Source organism: Ruegeria sp. H8 (assembly GCF_056532905.1).
Map to the genome: position 1 here is coordinate 143466 of NZ_JBQFNY010000006.1, position 19244 is coordinate 162709.

A 19244-nucleotide genomic window follows, 5' to 3' on the forward strand; every position below is an offset into this window, starting at 1 on the left:
GGATCTGCCTTCACGGGCTATTCGGTGGCCCAGATCTTGCGGCGGCGTTCCTTGACCATGTCATTGCCTTCATCGGTGCCGTCGTGGAACGTGTTGAACCATTCATCCCAAGGGGTTTCCCAGGTGCCGTAGTTGCAGTCAAAAAACCGATGATGCAGCTGGTGAAAGAAATCCCCGACCTGAAACTTGGCCTTGTTGCCGAACTTCACATGCTCGAACCCGGCATGAGAGGTCGGAGCGCCGATGCCGTGATGGAACAGCAGGAAAATGGCGTGGATCGGATGGGACGGCAGCAGGAAAAAGATCATCGTATCGAACATCAGAAAGAAACTTTCGACCGGATGCATCGCAAGCCCCGACCAAGGACCGGTATTGATGTTGCGGTGATGCCAAGCGTGGACTTTTCTATAAAGCACACCCACATGCAGCAGCCTGTGCAGCCAGTAGAAATGGAACCCGGCCCAGATCGGCACAAAGACGGTCATGGCGATGAACCAGATCGGGTTGCCGTCTAACGTGATCATCGTGATCCAGCCATTGGCATAGGAATACAGGATCAGGCATTCCCAGAACGTCCAGAACGTCAACGCCGGGCCCAAGGTCCAGAACATGTTGTCCCAGACCTGATTTTTGAATGTGAACACCTTGGCGCCCTTCATCATCGGGCGCATGTCATAGCGGTATTCGTCCTGCTGCGTGCGGAACCTCCAAAGGGCAAGGTGCAAGCCGCCTGCGACCACCATAAGGATACAGAAATTGCGGAACCAGATTTCCGCAACCCAATCCCAGCTGAAGGTCTCGATCCTGCTCAGTGAAGGCGTCAGATAGGTCCAGGTGATGACCGCAAAGACCAGCAGCAGCGCCCGCAATGCAAGCGGATTCCAGCTTTGCAGCAGGTATTTCAACGCGGCCAGAGGTTTCATCGGCCAATCCCAATAGGGCGCGGTCTGAATCGGCAGCTGAGGCGTGTAATTCCAGATCTTGCGCTTGGCTCGTGGCGGCAGGGCGGGGTCTGACATAGAAGGCTCATTTCATCTGTTCACTGATCACAAGCCTAAGGCGTGGGATCAAAAGCTCAGACCTAATTGTCTTGCCGGAGAGGCTAAGTTCTGCTTAGCCTGTCGGAATGAACACCCGCGTCCCTTCCCTCAACTGGCTGCGCGTATTCGAGGCTGCGGCCCGAACCGAAAGCTTTGCCCGCGCCGCGACCCAGTTGAACATGACGCCTGCCGCCGTCAGCCAGCAGGTCAAGGCGCTGGAGACAAGACTGGGCACACCCTTGTTTCACCGTCACGCGCATGCGGTCACTTTGACCGAGACCGGGCGCGCCTATCTGCCGTCGGTGCAGCAATCCTTGCTCATGCTGGAAACGGCAACCGCCGGTCTGTTCGGTGAAACCCGCGAGCAAAGGCTTTACGTGCAGTCGGTGCTGCTGTTTGCACATGGCATTCTGGCCGGGGGTGTTCCCGATTTTCAGGCGGCGCATCCTCAGATCAACCTTTCGCTTTCGACCGGCAATGTCGTGTCGGATTTTGCCAATCGGTTCACTGACCTTCAGATCGTGTTCGGAAACCCCGCGCTGTTCGGCTCGGAAAGTGACGAGTTGATGCGCGAACATCTCTATCCCATCGCCCCGCCCGAGATTGCTGCCCGGATCGAGACGGCAAAGGATTTGTTCGACTTCACCTTGATCGAAGTTTCGACCCATCGGGCAAGCTGGCCGCATTGGTTCGAACACCAGCGGCTGCCAGCAGGCCAGGCACGGTATTTTTTTGCCGACAATTCGGTCATGGCGGCCGAGCTCTGCGCCAGCGGATGCGGCATTGCCTTGGCGCGCGCGCCCGCGTCAGATCGCATTATGAAACTGTCGGGTTTGGTCCCCTGCCTGCCGGACTTCTCCTGCCCGGGGCAGGAAGCCTATCATCTGGTCTATCCCTCCCGCACGGCGCTGCGCCCGGCCGCGCGTACGTTTCGCGATTGGCTGATCGATTACAGCGCCGCCGTCCAGACGCGGTAACGCCCCTGCCCGGTGACCTCGCGAACCAGACCCCGCTGCGCGAACAGGTCGAAATTGCGCTGTACCGCCGCGCGGGAAGCCTTGGTCAGGTCTTCTGCCAAGGGGGCGGATACCATGGGCCAGGCCGTCAATGCACTGATCAGGCGCGGTGGGGTGCGGCCGCTCAGATCCTGCGTGACGTCTTTGGCTTTCGCCTCCCACGCGCTGATCCGGTCCAGGTGCAACAACGCCGCAAGGGCAGCCTGCCCCGCGCCGCCGATCCATGCGCTCAGTTTTTCCGCCGGATCCCCCGAGCCGCGCAACGCACGCGGCCCGGACAAAGCCAAGGGCATGAACTGCGCACCGCCACGCCCCATGGAGGCCGCATGCCGCGCGGCTATGACGGCTGCTTCCGTGTCCTGTCCGATGCCTTGTGACACCGCACGCCAGGCGTGAAACGCAATTGCCGACTGCGTCACAGGATGCAACCCTTCGGCGTTTTGCATGACCTCGGCCAGATCAATGATGGATTCCGGGGTCGCGTCGGCCCCCTGAGCCAGTCGGTCAAGAAACGCGGTTAGCCCCCGTTCCCAACCGCCGGCAGCAGGCGGCGCGCCCGAACTCAGGCGTCGCACGGCCCATCCGGCCCGGAACAGGGCCTGCACGTCATCATGAGTCGCGCCGATCCGCAAACCGGTCCACAAAGCCAATCGATCCACGCTGATCCGGTCTCCGGTCCACCACCCCAGATCGGACGTCTCCATCAATGCCAAGCGATGCGTCCAGCCTTCGGGGCCCGCTCGCAACCGTTCATCCAGCGCGCCAAAAGTCAGGGCCAGATCTGCAAGTTCCGCAGAAAGGTCGGACTGCGCAGCCCGCCAATCACGCGGATCGAACAGCAGGCGCTGTTCGCGTCGCGGCCCGGGCAGGAAGAAACCCTCGTCTTCCTCGACTTCATCCGGCGGCAAGAACCACAGGTCGTCCTCTTCGGACGGATCGCCGTCATAGATGCTGGCGGGGCCAAGATCTTCGGCCTCGTCTTCAGGACGGGGCAAGGGTTTCTTCGACGTCATACCCCGCATTCTTCGGGCATTCCCGTTGGTTCACAAGGGGTATTCCGTCAGCCCGCAAAGGTTCGGGTCAGAACACCCAGTTCGCTGCTCAAATCGGTCTGCGGAGAGCTGCCCAGCAGCATGTAACCATAGCCATCCTGTGCCCAGGTCGCTGTTGCCAAACCGCTCAGAATGGCCTGTTTGACCTCTGCCTTCGGGGCGTTCGGCCCCTGGCGGATAACACAGAAGGCAAAAGGTTGACCCTGCTCATCGGCGAAAACGACCTGAACCAAAGGCTTTCCCTTGAACGAAAGAACCTGTGCTCGCTTCAACTCCAACCCTGGCAGGGAGTCCAGCGCTTCACGGTTCAGAGACATGCCAAGTGCTGCCTCGGCCATCGCGAACTGCTTGTCCAGCGATGCCTCGGAACTGTCCAGCGAGACAATCGTCTCGGGCACATAAAGCGACTGATAGATCGCCGCTTGCTGCGCCCAGCCCAGTTCCGCCGGACGCGTCGCCCAGAATGTCAGGGCAACGGCTGCAACCCCGACGCCCGCGGCCACGGCCAGAAGGCGCAGAAACCCGCCATTGGTGTTTCGCGCCACGGGTTCCGGCAAATCGACCTTCGGCGCCGCGGTGGGCAGTTTCTCAAAGACCTGCCCAACGACAGGCGCAAACGGATCCAGCGCCATCAGGCGGCGTTCAACCTCGACATCCTCCTCAACCGCGGCCTCGATGGCGCGGCTCTGAGCCTCATCCAGCGTGCCTTCCAGATACGCCAACAGCGTCTCGTCGGAAAACGTCATTTGCCACTCCGTCGCGCGGCATCTGCCGCCTCAAACTGCATCACGATTTTCAGTTTCCGCCGGGCATTCGATAGCCGGCTCATGATTGTGCCGATGGGAACGTCCAGCAATGCAGCGGTTTCGCGGTAGCTGTACCCTTCGACGAACACAAGCATGACCGTTTCCCGCTGCGCTTCTGGCAGCTGCATCACTTGAGTAAACACTTCAGCCGCAAAAATATTCGTTTCTGAATCCGGCAAAGTTGCGACCAGTTCCGATTCTGGGGTCACGGACAGCGCCTGTGCCCGCCGGACGGAACGAGACCGCACTTCGTTCAACCAGATTGACCGGCAGATCGTCATCAGCCAACTGTCCAGACGATCATGCGACGTTACCTGATGATGCCGCTCGAGCGCACGCAGGCATGTGGCCTGCACCAGATCGTCCGCCACATCCGATGCCCCCGACAACGCCAGAGCAAACCGCCAGACGCGTCTTGAGTGCATCTGTACGGCGTCACGAACGGCCTGTTCGGAAGTCATCTCGGCACTCATCGAATAAAACGCGACCTGTGTGTGTTTGTCAGAAACGGACCCGGCCCGCAGGGCCAAAACTGACATAAACCGCGGAGGAAAGAAATGAAACTTCTGTTGAAGGCAGTCACGTTTGCGTCGGCAATTGTTGCAACACCCATATGGGCAGCGGGTTGGACACTGGAGTCCGATCGCTCGCATCTGGCCTATGGAACGATCAAGAAAAACGCGGTGGGCGAGGTCAACAGCTTCACCAGCCTGAGCGGACACGTGACGCAGGAGGGCGTGGCCGAAATCGAGATCGACCTGTCCTCGGTCGAGACCAACATAGATATTCGCAACGAACGGATGATCGAATTTGTATTCCGCCAAGCACCCACTGCGCGCCTGACGGCCGAATTCGACATAGCGAAGGTTTCAGGGCTGGCCGTGGGTGAAACCACTACTGTAGATGCTGCTTCTGTGCTTTCGCTGGCCGGCACGGAAGTTGAATTTGACGCGGAAATGTTCGTCGCACGCTTGTCCGAGACGTCAGTGCTTGTTTCGACAAACGACATGGTGTTTCTCAGCACCGAAGACGCCGGTGTGAACGCCGGCGTGGACAAGCTTATGGAATTGGCAAGCCTGCCCGGCATCACCCGAACGGTACCGATTACCGCCCGGCTGATCTTTCACACGGATGAAGAACAGGCCGCGACGGCATCGGAAGCGACAGAGGTTGTTACTGCCGCAGCTGTTCAGGGGGACGCGACGGCCGGCAAAAAGGTGTTTCGCAAATGCAGTGCCTGCCACAAATTGAAAGAAGGCAGCCATGGTGTTGGCCCGTCCCTGCACGGCATTCTCGGCACAAAGGCCGGTCAGGCAGAGGGATTCAAGTATTCGACAGCGCTGGAAAGTTCCGACATCGTCTGGACCCATGAAACCCTGAGCGCGTTCCTGTCGGATCCCAAAGGGTATCTTCAGGGCAATCGAATGCAGTTTCGCGGCCTGAAAAAGGACGACGATATTGTTAACCTTCTTGCGTATTTGCAAGAAGAGGGGTGACGGCAACACCCAAGAGACCTGCTGAATTTCGATTTCACGCAACCGGCCCCGGGATCGGATACGATGCTTGTGCTCGTCCCCTGTCTGGTTTCGGATCAACACGTGTTCAAAGTCAGGAATTACAGCCTTCTGTCAGCGGATCTATGCCGGACACACGACTCGTTTGTGGCAAAACAGCCCGTATTTTAAGGCGTTTTTTGCGGATCCTGTCGCGCCACTAACCCTGTCTGCGCGCGTACAAAGGGGCAGATCGCGGTTGTCCTTGCGCTTTCCAACTCTTGTCCGATCGTCAACCAGCCATTATTTAGCGGGCGTACAGCTCAGATGGTCGGGATGGGCCGCTCTGCCGCAGCTTGGCATCTGTCCTTTAGGCCCGACAAAATATAGGTTAACTGAGCGTGCGCACAGTTTCACGATTTGGAGAACGCAATGATAAAGCGCGCCTGGAACAAGTGGCGATCAGGCTATATGGGCCGCCTTGTAGGTGAAAGCTTTTACGCGCAAGGCAAGCTGTATGGTATTGCGGTTCTGGCAATGATTGCCGTGGCGGTCACCACGGCCGGCTCCGCATATATGATGGAATACATTGTCGATGCCATGACCAGCCCCGACTTGCAGGGTTGGGCACATGTGATTGCGCTGGGGGTTGTCCTCCTGTTTCTGGTCAAGGCGGTCGCATCCTATATTCAGGCTATTTACCTTGCCCGCGCAGGCAATCGGATCGTGGCGGAACAACAGGACAAGGTTTACCGCAAACTGCTCAAACATGGGGTCGCGTTCTTTTCGACCAATGAATCGTCGGACCTTCTGATGCGCACCACCCATGGCGCGCAGGCAGCCAGAAACCTGATCGATGTGCTGGTCACCGGGTTTGTCCGAGACGCTCTGACTCTGGTCGGGCTGGTTGCTGTCATGGTGTATCAACAGCCCGTTCTGTCCATCTTGTTCTTTGTGGTGGGTCCGATTGCCCTGTTGGGTGTTCGCTATCTGCTGAAGAGCGTACGCACGATCATGCAGGCCGAATTCAAGTCACTGGCGGAAATCATTCGGGTGCTGCAAGAGACCTCGGCAGGGATCAAGGTCATCAAGGTCTTCTCGCTCGAAGACCGGATGATCAACCGCATGGACACCGCCATCCGGAAAGTTGAACAGCGGTCGAACGATATCGCCAAGTTGCAGTCCATTGCCAGCCCTCTCATGGAGTTTCTGGCCGGCCTCGCCGTGGCGGGTGTACTAGTGGTCAGCACAATGGGAATCGCAGGTACGGAACAACCCAGCGCAGGCCAGTTGATGTCCTTTATCACGGCGTTGCTGATGGCCTATGAACCTGCCAAGCGGCTGTCGAAAATGCGCGTTCAGATCGAAACCTGCATGGTTGGTATCAGCATGTTGTTCGGCCTGCTGGATCAGGACGACACGATGGTGGAAAGCCCCGAAGCCCATGACCTGATCGAAGGCCCCGGCCAGATCACGTTGCGCGATGTGACTTTCGGCTATCAAGGTGCCGTACCCGTGATTGAAAACATGAATGTCACGTTCGAGGCCGGCAAGACCACCGCGCTGGTCGGTCAGTCCGGCGGTGGCAAGTCTACGATATTCGGGCTGATCATGCGGTTCTACGATCCCGATCAGGGCAGCGTCGAGATTGATGGCCAGGACCTGCGCGAGGTCAGTTTTGCGTCCCTGCGAAAAAAAATCTCTTATGTCGGTCAGGATACGTTCCTGTTTTCGACCTCGATCATGGACAACCTGCGCTGCTCGGCCCCTGACGCAACCGAGGAAGAGGTCATTGCCGCGGCCAAAGCCGCACATGCGCACGAGTTCATCATGGACCTGCCGGAGGGGTACGAAACGCAAGTCGGCGAAAACGGAACCTTCCTGTCAGGTGGTCAGAAACAGCGAATTGCGATTGCACGCGCAATACTGAGAAATTCCGAGATCCTGCTTTTGGACGAGGCCACAAGCGCGCTGGACGCTGAATCGGAATCGCTTGTCAAAAAGGCTTTGGACACCCTGACAAAGGACGTGACCGTCGTCGTCATTGCGCACCGACTTTCGACTGTTCTGGAAGCGGACAAGATTATCGTGGTTCAGGATGGCTCGATCGTGGAACAGGGCAATCTGGACGAGTTGATGAAAAAGAACGGAAGCTTCCGCAACCTGTTCGATCAGCAATTCAAAAAACACGAACCCTCGGCGGAAGTGGCAGAATAACCCCTGCATTCGGTCTGGCACATGGCTCCCTTCTCCGGGCAAGACCTGTCCGGAAGAGGGGCAGAGTATTCTCATCACGCGCGTCCGTGCATCGAAATCATCAGGCCCAAGCCGCTTTAGGAATGTAGATAGCTCAGGCCCAATCCCGGGAAACGAACGGGTCTATCTCGCGCGCGGATTCGAATATGGCGATCTTGGTCGGTAGCGACACAAACATGTGGCTTGGTCGCCTACGCCGGCGCCTTGGCGGGGTGGTTCTCCCACAAGAAGTCAACGTCGCTTCTATTGCGACCGCCCTGTTTGCCACCCACTCACACCAACACGGAAACCTTTTGCATCACAACGGATACAGACACGCGACCTGATGCGTTTCTCCGGCCAGTTCAGGCAATGTTGCCCTGCACTGATCAGTAGCCAGCCAACATCTTTGCGCAAAGGCGCAACCTTTTGGAATATTCATCGGCGACGGCAGTTCGCCCTCAAGCTTGATCCGTTCTTTTCGGGCCGTGGGGTCGGCCCGGGGCGTCGTGGACAGCAACGCCTTGGAATAGGGGTGGCGCGGCGCGGCAAACAGCTGTTCTTTGGGTGCCTTTTCAACAGCACGCCCCAGATACATCACGATCACGTCGTCGGCAAAATGCCGAACCACGGAAAGATCGTGCGAAATGAACAGATAGGCGAGGTCAAGCCGTTCCTGCAAATCCACAAGCAGGTTCAGGATCTGCGATTGGATCGAGACATCCAGAGCCGAAACCGGCTCATCCAGAACCAGGACCCTGGGATTCAGCATAAGCGCGCGTGCAATGGCGATCCGCTGACGCTGCCCGCCAGAGAACATATGTGGGTAGCGATCATAATGTTCGGGGCGCAATCCCACCATCTCGATCATGTCGCGCGCTTGTGCCTCGCGGTCTGCGGCGGACATGTCCGGGCGATTGATGATCAGCGGTTCCTGCAAGATCTGGCCGATGCGTTGACGTGGATTCAACGATCCATACGGATCCTGGAACACGATTTGCACCGTTTCCCGCATCTTGCTCCACCGCGACGGGGTAATGTCGACACCGTCAATCGTCAGCCTGCCCGACGTCGGCTCTTCAATCATCGTGACCAATCGCGCCAATGTTGACTTGCCACAGCCGGACTCTCCGACGATGGCCAGAGTCTTTCCCGGTTTCAGTTCGAAATCCACCCCCGAAAGAGCCTTTACCGTCGCTGACTTGGACAGCAACCCGCCCTTCACCGTGTAAAACCGGGTCAGATCTTTCGCCTGAACGATAGGGTCGGTCATGCCAATTCTCCGGCCGCAATTTTTTCAACGTGGTGACAACGTGCCTTGCCGAAGGCATCGGCATGAGGTGTCGGCGGTATTTCGGCGCAAGTTGCATCAGCAAACCGGCATCGCGGGCTGAACAAGCACCCTGCGGGGCGATCGAACTGGCCCGGCACAACGCCGGGAATCGTCGGGAGGATCTTGGAGGTCGCGCGCTCGGGCAAGGCGCTCAGCAGGGCGGATGTATAGGGATGACGCGGCGTGCGGAACAAGTCGCGCACGGGCTGCTCTTCGACTTTTTGTCCGGCATATTGCACCTGAACCCGTTCGGCGGTTTCGGCCACCACCCCCATGTCATGAGTGATCAGCACAAGGCCCATATCGTGTTCGTCCCGCAACCGAACCAGCAGGTCGAGTATCTGCGCCTGAATGGTGACATCCAGCGCGGTGGTCGGTTCGTCCGCAATCAGCAGCTTGGGCTTGCAGGCGATGGCCATCGCGATCATGACGCGCTGGTTCATGCCCCCTGACATCTGGTGTGGAAAGGTGTTCAGGCGGCTTTCCGGAGCCGGGATGCCGACCTGGTCGAACAGTTCAATCGCGCGCTGGTGGCGGTCCTTGCGGTTCAAACCAAGATGGATGCGCAGGGCCTCTTTGATCTGGAATCCCACCGTGAAACAGGGGTTCAGCGACGACATCGGCTCCTGAAAGATCATTGCCATGTCTTTGCCGATGATCTTGCGGCGCTCACGGGCCGAAAGACCGGCCAGATCCACCCCCTCAAAGCGCATCTCGTCAGCGGTGATCGTCGCGGTCCAGGGCAACAACCCCATCAGCGCCAGCATCGACACCGACTTGCCCGAGCCGCTTTCGCCGACGATGGCCAGCAGCTCGCCCCTGTCGACCGACAGATCTACACCGTCCACGGCGCGGAACTTGCCCGAGGCCGTGGCGAATTCAACAGTCAGGTTGCGGATCTGCAAAAGGCTCATGCCATCAGCTCCGTTTCAGTTTCGGGTCAAGCGCGTCACGCAGGCCATCACCCATCAGGTTGATGGCAAGAACGGTGACAAGAATCGCCAGACCGGGGAAAGTAACCACCCACCAGGCGCGCAGTATGAATTCGCGCGCTTCGGCCAGCATGGTGCCCCATTCCGGAGTGGGCGGCTGCGCGCCCATGCCCAGAAAGCCCAGGGCAGCCGCATCCAGAATTGCTGTCGAAAAGGACAACGCCGCCTGTACGATGATGGGTGCCAGACAATTGGGCAGCACGGTGATGAACATCAGCCGTGACCTGCCAGCACCGGCCACGCGCGCCGAAGTGACATAATCCTTCTGACGTTCCGCCAGAACCGACGCGCGGGTCAGGCGCACGTAGTGGGGTTGGAAAACGATGGCGATGGCGATCATCGCGTTGGTCAGCGACGGGCCAAGGATGGCCACCAGCACCAGTGCCAACAGCAGCGATGGAAAGGCCAGAACGATATCCATCACCCGCATGATCAGCGTATCGACCCATTTGGGAGCAAAGCCCGACAGCAGGCCAATCATCACGCCACCCGATACGGCCACACAGACGACGACGATTCCGACAAAGAAGGAATAGCGCGAGCCCATGATCAGGCGCGACAGCATGTCCCGACCCAGCGGATCGGTACCCAACGGGAAAGCCCAGCTTCCGCCCTCCTGCCAAGCAGGCGGTTGCAGGATATGATCGCGGAACTGCTCGGTCGGGTCATAGGGGGCCAGAAGGGGCGCAAAGGCGGCACAAAACACAAAGGCTGCAAAAACCCAAAGCCCGATGACAGCGCCGCGGTTTTCGCTGAAGTAGTACCAGAACTCGCGCAGGGCGCTGGGGCGGTCTTCCGTACTGGGCGGGGTTGAGGATAGTTCGGCCATCACCGCCTCCGAATTTTGGGGTTGATGATGCCATAAAGGACATCGACCAGCAGGTTCACCAGCATCACGATCACCGCGATCATCAGCAATCCGCCCTGAACAACCGGGTAGTCACGGCGAAAGATGCTGTCGACCATCCACTTTCCTATGCCCGGCCAACTGAAGATGGTTTCGGTCAGAATGGCCCCCGCCAGCAATGTGCCCACCGACAGGCCGATCACCGTAACAACCGGAATCAAAGCGTTTCGCAGCGCGTGCAATCCATTGATCCGCGTTGGTGACAAACCCTTGGCGCGCGCGGTGCGGATGTAATCTTCGCCCAGCACTTCCAGCATCGCCGACCGGGTCTGGCGTGCGATGACCGCCAGCGGAATCGTTCCCAGCACAATCGTCGGCAGGATCAGATGGCGCACGGCCGATCCGAATGCCCCTTCCTGACCCGACAACAGGCTGTCGATCAGCATGAAGCCCGTGACGCTGGGAAAGTAATACAACAGGTCGATGCGGCCCGAGACCGGCGTCCAGCCCAGATTGCCCGAGAATATGATGATCAACAGCAGCGCCCACCAGAAGATGGGCATCGAGTACCCGACCAGCGCCGAGGACATCAGCGCCCGGTCAAAGAACTTCCCTCGGTTCACCGCCGCGATCACACCTGCCGGCAGACCCAGCGCAACGGCAAAGATCATGGCGCACAGCGACAACTCCAGCGTTGCGGGGAACAGCGAAAAGAACTCATCCCATACGGGTTTCCTGGTGACAAAGCTTTCGCCCAGATCACCTTGAAGCACTCCGGTGAGGTAATCCCAATACTGCTGCAACACCGGTTTGTCGAAACCCAGCTTTTCGACCATTTCCTGATAACGTTCTTCCGTCATGCCGCGTTCACCGGCCATCACGATGATCGGATCGCCGGGCAGCACCCGGATGAACATGAACGAAATCAGCGTCACGCCCAGAAATGTCGGAACAAACAGGCCAAGACGGGTGAGGAAATAGCCAAGCATCAGCGACCTATGATTGTAAGTTCTTTGGGAAAGCGGGTCAGTGACCGACAGCCATCCCCGGTGACAAGGACGTCATCTTCTATGCGAACGCCGAACTTGTCCAATGCATACAGACCGGGTTCGTTGGTCCAGACCATGCCCGGCAGGATTTTCTGGCTGTTGCCGCGCATGATATACGGCGCCTCATGCACATCCCGGCCCAGACCGTGACCTGTCTTGGTCCGGATACGATCGGCAAAGGGCGAGGCCTCAAGCACACCTGTGACGGCATCGTCGATGTCATGCGCTGTCACGCCGGGGCGGCAGGCTTCGAACCCGGCTTTGTTGGCGCGCAAAACCGTGTCGTAGACATCCCGGCCTTCGTCCGGGACGTCCTGAACGAAAAAAGTTCGCGTGATGTCGGCCGCAAAACCATGTTTTCGAGCGCCAAAGTCGAACAGCAAGGCGTCGCCTGCCTTGATCCGGTAGTCGGCGCGCGCCTTGCCGTGCGGTCGTGCCGAGTTGTCCCCCGCAGCCACGATGGGGGAAAAGGCCAACGACTCGGCGCCTTCCGCAAAAAGCACCTGTATCAGCGCCTGCTCGATCTGTTTTTCGGTCTGACCTGTGCGAACACCCGCAATCACACGCTCCAACGCGCGTTCCGAAATATCGATGGCCGCTTGCAGCGCGGCGATGTCTTCTTCGGTTTTGATGATGCGAAGGCCTGAGATTTCGCGTTCGCCGTCCACAATCCGCAGATCCGGAAATGCGCGGGTAAACGCGTCTGACACGAAAAACCGCATCACCTGACCTTCGACGGCCAACGATCTGATAGGACTATGCGCTGCCAGCGCGGAAAAGGCGCTGTCATAGCCGGTCTGATCGCGCCAGTCGAACACGGCACCCTCAAATCCGACCAGATCCCATGAAGCGAGTTCCAGATTGGGCACGATCGCCGCCGGATCACCCAGGGCCGGAATCACCACGACAAAAGGGCGCTCGTGGCTCATGAAGGATTTGCCCAATGCGCGGGTGAAATTCGGACCCGGCACCAGGGCCACTGCGTCCACTGACATTTCCATTGCCAATTGGCGGTATTCGGACAAATCCGGCATTCTGCCCGACCTCCTCAATAAGAAAGCCGGAGCCGCCAATCTGGTGGCTCCGGTTTGTGAGTGGTGGTTTATTCGACGCTCACACCATAGAAGATGTGACCGCCCAGAGGGTGCACCTTATAACCTTGCACCTTGTTGCTCATGGGCATGTAAACGACCGAATGCGCGATGGTTGCCCACGGAGCCTGCTCTTTGAACACAACCTGCGCTTCTTCATACAGTTTGGTCCGCTCGGCCTGATCCGTGCTTTGCTTGGCCTTCAGGATCAGGTCTTCGAATGGCTGATGGCACCATTGCGCCCGGTTGGAGGCTTCGACACCGTCACAGCCCAGCAATACCGCCAGGAAGTTGTCCGGGTCGCCATTGTCCCCGGTCCAGCCCAGCAGAACGGCACCGTCCCGGTTCAGTTCTTTCGACCGAGACAGGTATTCACCCCATTCGTACGAGACGATTTCGACGCCCACACCGATCTTGGCGAAATCCGCCTGGATCAATTCGGCCATGCGACGGGCATTGGGGTTGTAGGGGCGCTGGACGGGCATGGCCCAGATTTTCATCGACAGGTCCGAAACACCTTCGGCCTCAAGCATCGCCTTGGCCGCTTCGGGATCATAGGGATCGTCCACGATGGCGTCGTTGTAGCCCCACATGGTTGGCGGGATCGGGTTCTTGGCCACCTGGCCCGAACCCTGGAAGACCACGTCGATGATCGCCTGCTTGTCGATCGCCATGTTCAGCGCTTTGCGCACCTTCGGATTGTCGAATGGCGCCATCGTGGTGTTGTAGGCCAGATAACCAACGTTCAGGCCCTCTTGTTCCAGCATGTTGATGTCCGGATCATCCTTCATTGCCTGAATGTCGGCAGGGTTCGGATAGGGCATCACATGACATTCGCCTGCTTTCAGCTTTTGATAGCGCACAGACGCATCCGGCGTGATGGCAAAGATCAGGTTTTCGACCTGCGCCGGGTCTTTCCAGTACGCATCATTGGCCGCGTATCGGATCACCGCGTCTTTTTGATAAGCCACGAACGAGAAAGGTCCGGTGCCGATGGGTGCCGTATTCAGTTTTTCCGGCGTACCGGCTTCCATCATTGCCGCAGCGTATTCCGCCGACACGATCGAGGCAAAGTCCATCGCCATATTGGCGACAAATGGCGCTTCGGGCTTGGACAGAGTAAATTTCACTGTGTAGTCGTCGATCTTTTCGATGGAATCGACCAGATCAGGCATCCCCATACCCTGAAAATATTCCCAGGTTCCGCCTGACACTTGATGATAAGGGTGGTTTTCGTCTTTCTGACGCATGAAGGTAAAAATCACGTCATCCGCGTTGAAGTCGCGGGTCGGAGTGAACGCGTCGTTCGAGTGGAACTTGACGCCCTGGCGCAGCTTGAAAGTGTATTCCAGACCATCATCGCTGGCCTCGACACTTTCGGCCAGGCCGGGGACCACATTGGTCGTGCCCGTTTCAAATTCAAGCAACCGATTGTAGATCGGATGAGAAGACGCATCAAAGGTCGTCCCTGCGGTGTACAGCGCAGGATCGAACCCTTCAGGCGATCCTTCGGAACAATATACAAGTGTATTTGCCTGCGCCACGGCACCCGTCAGGGCGATCGCAGTGGTTGCGGCCAGAAGTTTGAGGTTCATGATTTTCTCCCAGAAAAGGACTTATAAAGACAATCGCATGGCTCTTTGTCGCCAGAGCATTCAGTGACAGCACAGGTCGTCGCGATTCCTCTGTCTAATGTATCCAAAATACAAAATCTAATGTCAACAGTGTCTTTCTGCGGATATCTTTGAAGGCTTTTTCTGCTATTGCACCCTGATTTCCGGATCTCACTCTCATCTTCGCTGCGCAAACGATACGACGGCCCGAAACGCCCTGCCGCGACCTCAGACCTTGCTGTTCACGGGTGCGGATTGCATGCTCGCATGGCCTGCACGCTCACGTCTTGTCCGTATGCGTAACCGCACGCCAATCCCCCGAGGGAGGGTTGGTCAAAAGTTTCGTTGCGCGCAGCTTCATGGCGACGGACACAGGGTCCCCGCCCCGTATTTTGTCCGCGACCTCAAACGCATCTATCGCCTGCTCGAACCGGCCGGAACGATAATACGCAAGACCTTGTTCGTAGGTCTCGATCCAATCAAGGGAACCTTCAAAACCGTCGGCCATCGCAATCAGCTCATAGACCACCAGTTCCTCGGTCCGGCCAAAGACCGCGAGCGTGTCCAGCTCTCGGACGACAATTGCGTCGCCTGCTTCGCGCCGGGTCTCGGGGCCGATCAGAATACGCGTGCCATACTCCTTGTTGGCCCCTTCCAATCGGCTGGCCACATTCACGACGTCACCGATCGCCGTGTAGTTCAACCGCTGCTCTGACCCAATGTTGCCAACCAGAGCTTCACCGCTGTTCAACCCGATCCTGACACGCAGGGAATTTCCGGCCTCGTCTTTGATGCCCGCATCTTCCACGGTCACGACAAGATCCAGTGCCGCGCGGCAGGCATTTTCGGCATGGAGCGCATCCTTGCGCGGTGCCCCCCAGATCGCCATGACCGCGTCACCCATGAATTTGTCGATCGTCCCGTCATGGCGCGCGACGGCTGCTGCGGCCGCAGAGAAAAAAGGCTCCATCAACTGGATGATTTTGGGGCCGAGTTTTTCCGATAGCCCGGTGAATCCGGTCACGTCGCAAAACAATACGGATATCTGCTTCATGTCGCCACCGGGCTGCGTTTTGATGCCCTCGGCGACCAGCATCTTCACAAGATCGGTCGGCACGTACTTTCGGAACGCGGACAACCCTGCTGCCATGCTGGCCGTTGCCGCAGACAGATTGGCAAGCTCGGACAGCTTTGAAGGCCGGCGTGGAATGCGTTCGACGTCAAAGCGTTCGATCTTGCTCAGATCCTCGGCAATGCGCGCCAAAGGATTGGCCACAATTCGACGGATCAACCAGATCGCCAGAGCGGTTGAGACGATCACGACCCCGATCAGGATATAGATCAGGTCTATCAAGGTTGCATTGATACCCGACAAAAACGCCGCCTCCGGAATGACCGTAGCGACGCGCCACCCGTAAAAGCCCAAAGGTGTCAGGGCCACCGCATAGGGGACGCCATCGATCACCACGCGTTTCGTCGAACTGCCCGCAGTATTGCCATCCGGGTCGCCCAACAGTTTTTCCCCCGAGATCTTGGCAACCTCGTACAGCTCACCCTCGCCCATGCGCGCCGGTGTAACTTCGTCCGCTTTTGCATCGGGAACAGCAATTACTTTGCCATCGGCATCCAGAATAAAGGCGGCTCCGAATTCGCCGGGCTCGAGCGTCGCCAGAAAGCGTGACAAACGGTCGGTTTCGATTGCGACCGCAAGAACACCCTGCCGTGCCCGGTTGACATCGATCGGCCCCGCAAATGCGTATACGGTCTTGTCACTGCCCGGAAGATCGCGTGCTTCGATCCATCCCATCGTGTCCAGGGACATAAAATTGTTGAACCAGGCATGATCGCGAGGATCATAGGAGGTCGGAACAAAGGTCCTTTCTTCGAACTGAATATCCCCGGGAATAAAAATGTATCGATCGGTCCGCAAGTTCCGGTCGCGGATGTCCTTGTCGATCTCTATCATCTCAAGCCCGCTGTCGCCCAAACGATGCGACGCGAAAAAATTGCCGTCCGGCCAACCGAAGAAAATCCAGGAAATATTCGGTTGCGCCTGCAACTGAGACAGAAAGACGAACTCTCGTTTATCGGCCTGCCGTGTTGCGATGACATTCTGTACAAAGATCGTGCGCACCGCCGACCATGCGGCTTCGGCGGATCTGAGGGTTGCCCCGACTTCGATGCGGACCGCGTTTGCGATCTGGCTGTTGATCTCAGCGGCAAGCATGCGGCTGTTGTCACGCGCGGTCGTCCACCACAGCGAATGAACAACGAAGGTCGACACGCCGATGGATACGGCGACCAGCATAGATACAGCAATGCCGACACTGAACCGCATGAAAACCCCGAAAAGAATGTCCTGTACCACAGTATTCGGTTGAGATGGCAAGAAGCGCAAAGCTTAGTTTGCTCCAACCCCGAAAAATCACGCAACTGTTAAGCACATGTGTATGCCGTGACCGAAATCCACGGCACCTGGTCACTTGCCAATGCCCAGAGGACAGACCTTGTCCGTGGCGGAAATCAACTGCCCTTGGGTCCGGATTTGCGACGTTTTGGAACTGCGTTGCCACCCTTGGCGGATTTGACGGCCGCCGCGCGTGCACGATTCTTCTTGCTGTTTGGCTTGCCCTTTGGCGGCGGTGGACCTTTCGGCGCGTCTCCGGCTGGTTTGGAGCGACCTCTTTTTTGTTCAACGCTGCCGGGTTTGCGCTTTTTCGGTTTTGCGCCCGAAGCGCTGAACTGGCTTTTTGCGTCGTCATCCGACGCTCGGCGGGTTTCGGTCGCGGGCACGGTCTGGGCAGGCTGAACCTCGGGCTTGGATTGGCGGCGGTGGGCTTTCCGCTCAGCCGGAGAGTTTTCCTTTTTGTGTCCCGTAGGTCTGCCTTTGAACTTTCTTTTGAGACCGGACCGACCGGTTGACGACAGGTCCGGTGCTTTGTCCAACCGCACAAGGTCTTTGGTTTCTTCGATTTTCATCTCTGGACCAATGGCGGTCAGAAAGCGGTCGACACTGGCTTCACTGATTTCGAAATAAGTTACGTCCTCGGCAATCCGGATGGCACCGATGTCGTCTTTTGTCAGATCGCCCGCCTTGCAGATCATCGGCAGCATATGACGGGGAGACGCATTCTGATTGCGTCCTTCGGACAATGAAAACCAGACGCCTGGCCCAAAAGATGCGCGTGGCTTTGGGGCGTTCTGATCGATCGCCGACAGCTCTTCCGGGGCGGAATGGCGCAGTTTGTATTGCCTCAGGTAAGCGGCTGCAATTTGTTCGGGCGTGAAGCGAGCAATCAGTTTTTCAACAGACGGGCGTTCGCTTTCCGTGATCTCGACCTGCCAGTCCTCTGATGCCAGCATCCGAGCCTGATCACGCTCGTTCACCTCGTCGGCAGACGGGGCCGATCCCCATTCTGCTGTCAGCTTGGCAAATTTCAAAATGCGCTCTGCCCTTTTGCGCGATGATGGCGCGACGATCAGGGCACTGACGCCCTTGCGCCCAGCGCGACCCGTGCGGCCAGACCGGTGCAGCAGTGTTTCATGGCTGTTGGGCAGTTCGGCATGGACCACCAGATCAAGGTTGGGCAGATCGATGCCGCGGGCCGCAACATCAGTTGCGACGCAGACCCGGGCCCGTCCATCGCGCATGGCCTGCAACGCGTTGGATCGTTCGCTCTGGGTCAGCTCACCGGACAGGGCCACGACCGAAAACCCCCGGTTCGACAGGCGCGCGGTCAGGCGCGAAACCATTGCTCGGGTGTTGCAGAAAACGATGGCATTGGGGGCCTCGTAATATCGCAGCACATTGATTATCGCGTTTTCACCATCACGCGGCGCCACCGTCATGGCCCGATACTCGATATCCGCATGCTGGGTCTGTTCGCCGACCGTGCTCACACGTTCCGCGTCGCGCTGATACCGCTTGGCCAGATTGGCAATCGCGCGTGGCACAGTGGCAGAAAACAACAAGGTCTGACGATCCGCGGGTGTTTCATCAAGGATGAACTCAAGATCCTCGCGGAACCCCAGATCCAGCATTTCATCCGCTTCGTCCAGGACAACCGCTCGGATAGCTGTCAGATCGATTGACCCTCGGTTGATATGGTCGCGAAGTCGCCCCGGAGTGGCCACAACGATATGAGCGCCTCGGGCCAACGCGCGACGTTCATCCCGAATGTCCATGCCCCCGACGCACGAGGCCAGAAACGCTCCCGCTCCGGAATACAACCAGCCGAGTTCCCGTTTCACCTGAAGTGCCAGCTCGCGGGTCGGTGCGACAACCAGCGCCAACGGCGCTTCGGGTTTGCCGAGCGTTTCTTCATCGCCCAGCACCCTGTGCGCTATCGCCAGACCAAACCCAATGGTCTTCCCTGATCCGGTCTGGGCCGACACCAGCATGTCGCGCCCTTCCAGCTCGGGCTGGGTGACGGCTCGCTGAACTTGGGTCAATGTATCATAGCCCTTGCGCACTAGCGCATCTGCAATGGTTTGTTTCACGGTGGTGGTTCTTTGTATCGGCCAGGTGATAGGCGCTGTGCGGAATTGCGATCAGCGGTTCATCCAAGGGTAAAGACAGCCCCATACCGGCTGCCATCCCGGTTGTATAGACGGGAAAACGGGCATTTTCGCCGAAAAGCTTCCCAAAAGGGAACACCCTGACAGGTCGGACCCTGA

The 19244-nt window shown here is 58.1% G+C and carries 15 protein-coding genes; 3 read left to right on the forward strand and 12 right to left on the reverse strand.

What is annotated here, in order from left to right:
- Positions 1-17: 17 nt before the first annotated feature.
- Positions 18-1019, reverse strand: a complete 1002-nt coding sequence (locus ACR0A2_RS15175; RefSeq protein WP_480835864.1) for a sterol desaturase family protein — start codon at positions 1017-1019, stop codon at positions 18-20.
- Between the two features lie 107 nt (positions 1020-1126).
- On the opposite strand from ACR0A2_RS15175, the gene ACR0A2_RS15180 reads away from it, so the two are divergent.
- A complete protein-coding gene (locus ACR0A2_RS15180) occupies positions 1127-2017 on the forward strand; it encodes a LysR substrate-binding domain-containing protein (protein WP_480835865.1) in 891 nt (296 codons plus the stop codon).
- Here ACR0A2_RS15180 and ACR0A2_RS15185 read toward each other — a convergent pair.
- The 3 genes from ACR0A2_RS15185 to ACR0A2_RS15195 are packed head-to-tail and all read right to left on the reverse strand — an operon-like array spanning position 1990 to position 4387.
- Positions 1990-3078 carry a helix-turn-helix domain-containing protein gene (locus tag ACR0A2_RS15185; RefSeq protein WP_480835867.1) on the reverse strand — a complete coding sequence of 363 codons (1089 nt, stop codon included), beginning with the start codon at positions 3076-3078 and terminating at the stop codon, positions 1990-1992. The genes ACR0A2_RS15180 and ACR0A2_RS15185 overlap by 28 nt on opposite strands.
- A gap of 38 nt (positions 3079-3116) precedes the next feature.
- Entirely contained in the window at positions 3117-3854 is a 738-nt protein-coding gene (locus ACR0A2_RS15190; RefSeq protein WP_480835868.1) for a hypothetical protein, read from the reverse strand.
- Positions 3851-4387, reverse strand: coding sequence for an RNA polymerase sigma factor (locus ACR0A2_RS15195; RefSeq protein WP_171233357.1), 537 nt, complete (start codon positions 4385-4387; stop codon positions 3851-3853). Before ACR0A2_RS15195 ends, ACR0A2_RS15190 begins: the two co-directional genes overlap by 4 nt.
- Before the next feature lie 84 nt (positions 4388-4471).
- Here ACR0A2_RS15195 and ACR0A2_RS15200 point away from each other — a divergent pair, with 84 nt between their 5' ends.
- Together ACR0A2_RS15200 and ACR0A2_RS15205 are read left to right on the forward strand one after the other, a co-directional pair.
- Entirely contained in the window at positions 4472-5410 is a 939-nt protein-coding gene (locus ACR0A2_RS15200) for a c-type cytochrome (protein WP_480835869.1), read from the forward strand.
- A 429-nt stretch (positions 5411-5839) separates the two neighbouring features.
- Positions 5840-7624 carry an ABC transporter ATP-binding protein gene (locus tag ACR0A2_RS15205; RefSeq protein WP_480835871.1) on the forward strand — a complete coding sequence of 595 codons (1785 nt, stop codon included), beginning with the start codon at positions 5840-5842 and terminating at the stop codon, positions 7622-7624.
- Between the two features lie 337 nt (positions 7625-7961).
- Here the strand turns inward: ACR0A2_RS15205 and ACR0A2_RS15210 are convergent, their stop codons facing one another.
- From ACR0A2_RS15210 to ACR0A2_RS15245, 8 genes are all read right to left on the reverse strand, one after another.
- Positions 7962-8915 (reverse strand): ABC transporter ATP-binding protein, encoded by a 954-nt coding sequence (locus ACR0A2_RS15210; RefSeq protein WP_224856341.1) that lies wholly within the window; start codon positions 8913-8915, stop codon positions 7962-7964.
- Positions 8912-9889 (reverse strand): ABC transporter ATP-binding protein, encoded by a 978-nt coding sequence (locus ACR0A2_RS15215; RefSeq protein ID WP_480835873.1) that lies wholly within the window; start codon positions 9887-9889, stop codon positions 8912-8914. The genes ACR0A2_RS15210 and ACR0A2_RS15215 overlap by 4 nt, the downstream gene beginning before the upstream one ends.
- 4 nt (positions 9890-9893) lie before the next feature.
- Positions 9894-10796 carry an ABC transporter permease subunit gene (locus ACR0A2_RS15220; protein WP_480446922.1) on the reverse strand — a complete coding sequence of 301 codons (903 nt, stop codon included), beginning with the start codon at positions 10794-10796 and terminating at the stop codon, positions 9894-9896.
- Positions 10796-11803, reverse strand: coding sequence for an ABC transporter permease subunit (locus tag ACR0A2_RS15225; RefSeq protein ID WP_152460561.1), 1008 nt, complete (start codon positions 11801-11803; stop codon positions 10796-10798). Before ACR0A2_RS15225 ends, ACR0A2_RS15220 begins: the two co-directional genes overlap by 1 nt.
- Complete coding sequence (locus ACR0A2_RS15230; RefSeq protein WP_480835875.1) at positions 11803-12897, reverse strand: M24 family metallopeptidase; 1095 nt, start codon at positions 12895-12897, stop codon at positions 11803-11805. Before ACR0A2_RS15230 ends, ACR0A2_RS15225 begins: the two co-directional genes overlap by 1 nt.
- A gap of 68 nt (positions 12898-12965) precedes the next feature.
- Positions 12966-14549 carry an ABC transporter substrate-binding protein gene (locus ACR0A2_RS15235; protein ID WP_480835877.1) on the reverse strand — a complete coding sequence of 528 codons (1584 nt, stop codon included), beginning with the start codon at positions 14547-14549 and terminating at the stop codon, positions 12966-12968.
- A 298-nt stretch (positions 14550-14847) separates the two neighbouring features.
- Positions 14848-16905 (reverse strand): adenylate/guanylate cyclase domain-containing protein, encoded by a 2058-nt coding sequence (locus tag ACR0A2_RS15240; RefSeq protein WP_480835878.1) that lies wholly within the window; start codon positions 16903-16905, stop codon positions 14848-14850.
- Between the two features lie 185 nt (positions 16906-17090).
- Positions 17091-19067: a DEAD/DEAH box helicase gene (locus ACR0A2_RS15245; RefSeq protein ID WP_480835880.1), complete on the reverse strand. Its 1977-nt coding sequence runs from the start codon at positions 19065-19067 to the stop codon at positions 17091-17093.
- Between the last annotated feature and the right edge of the window lie 177 nt (positions 19068-19244).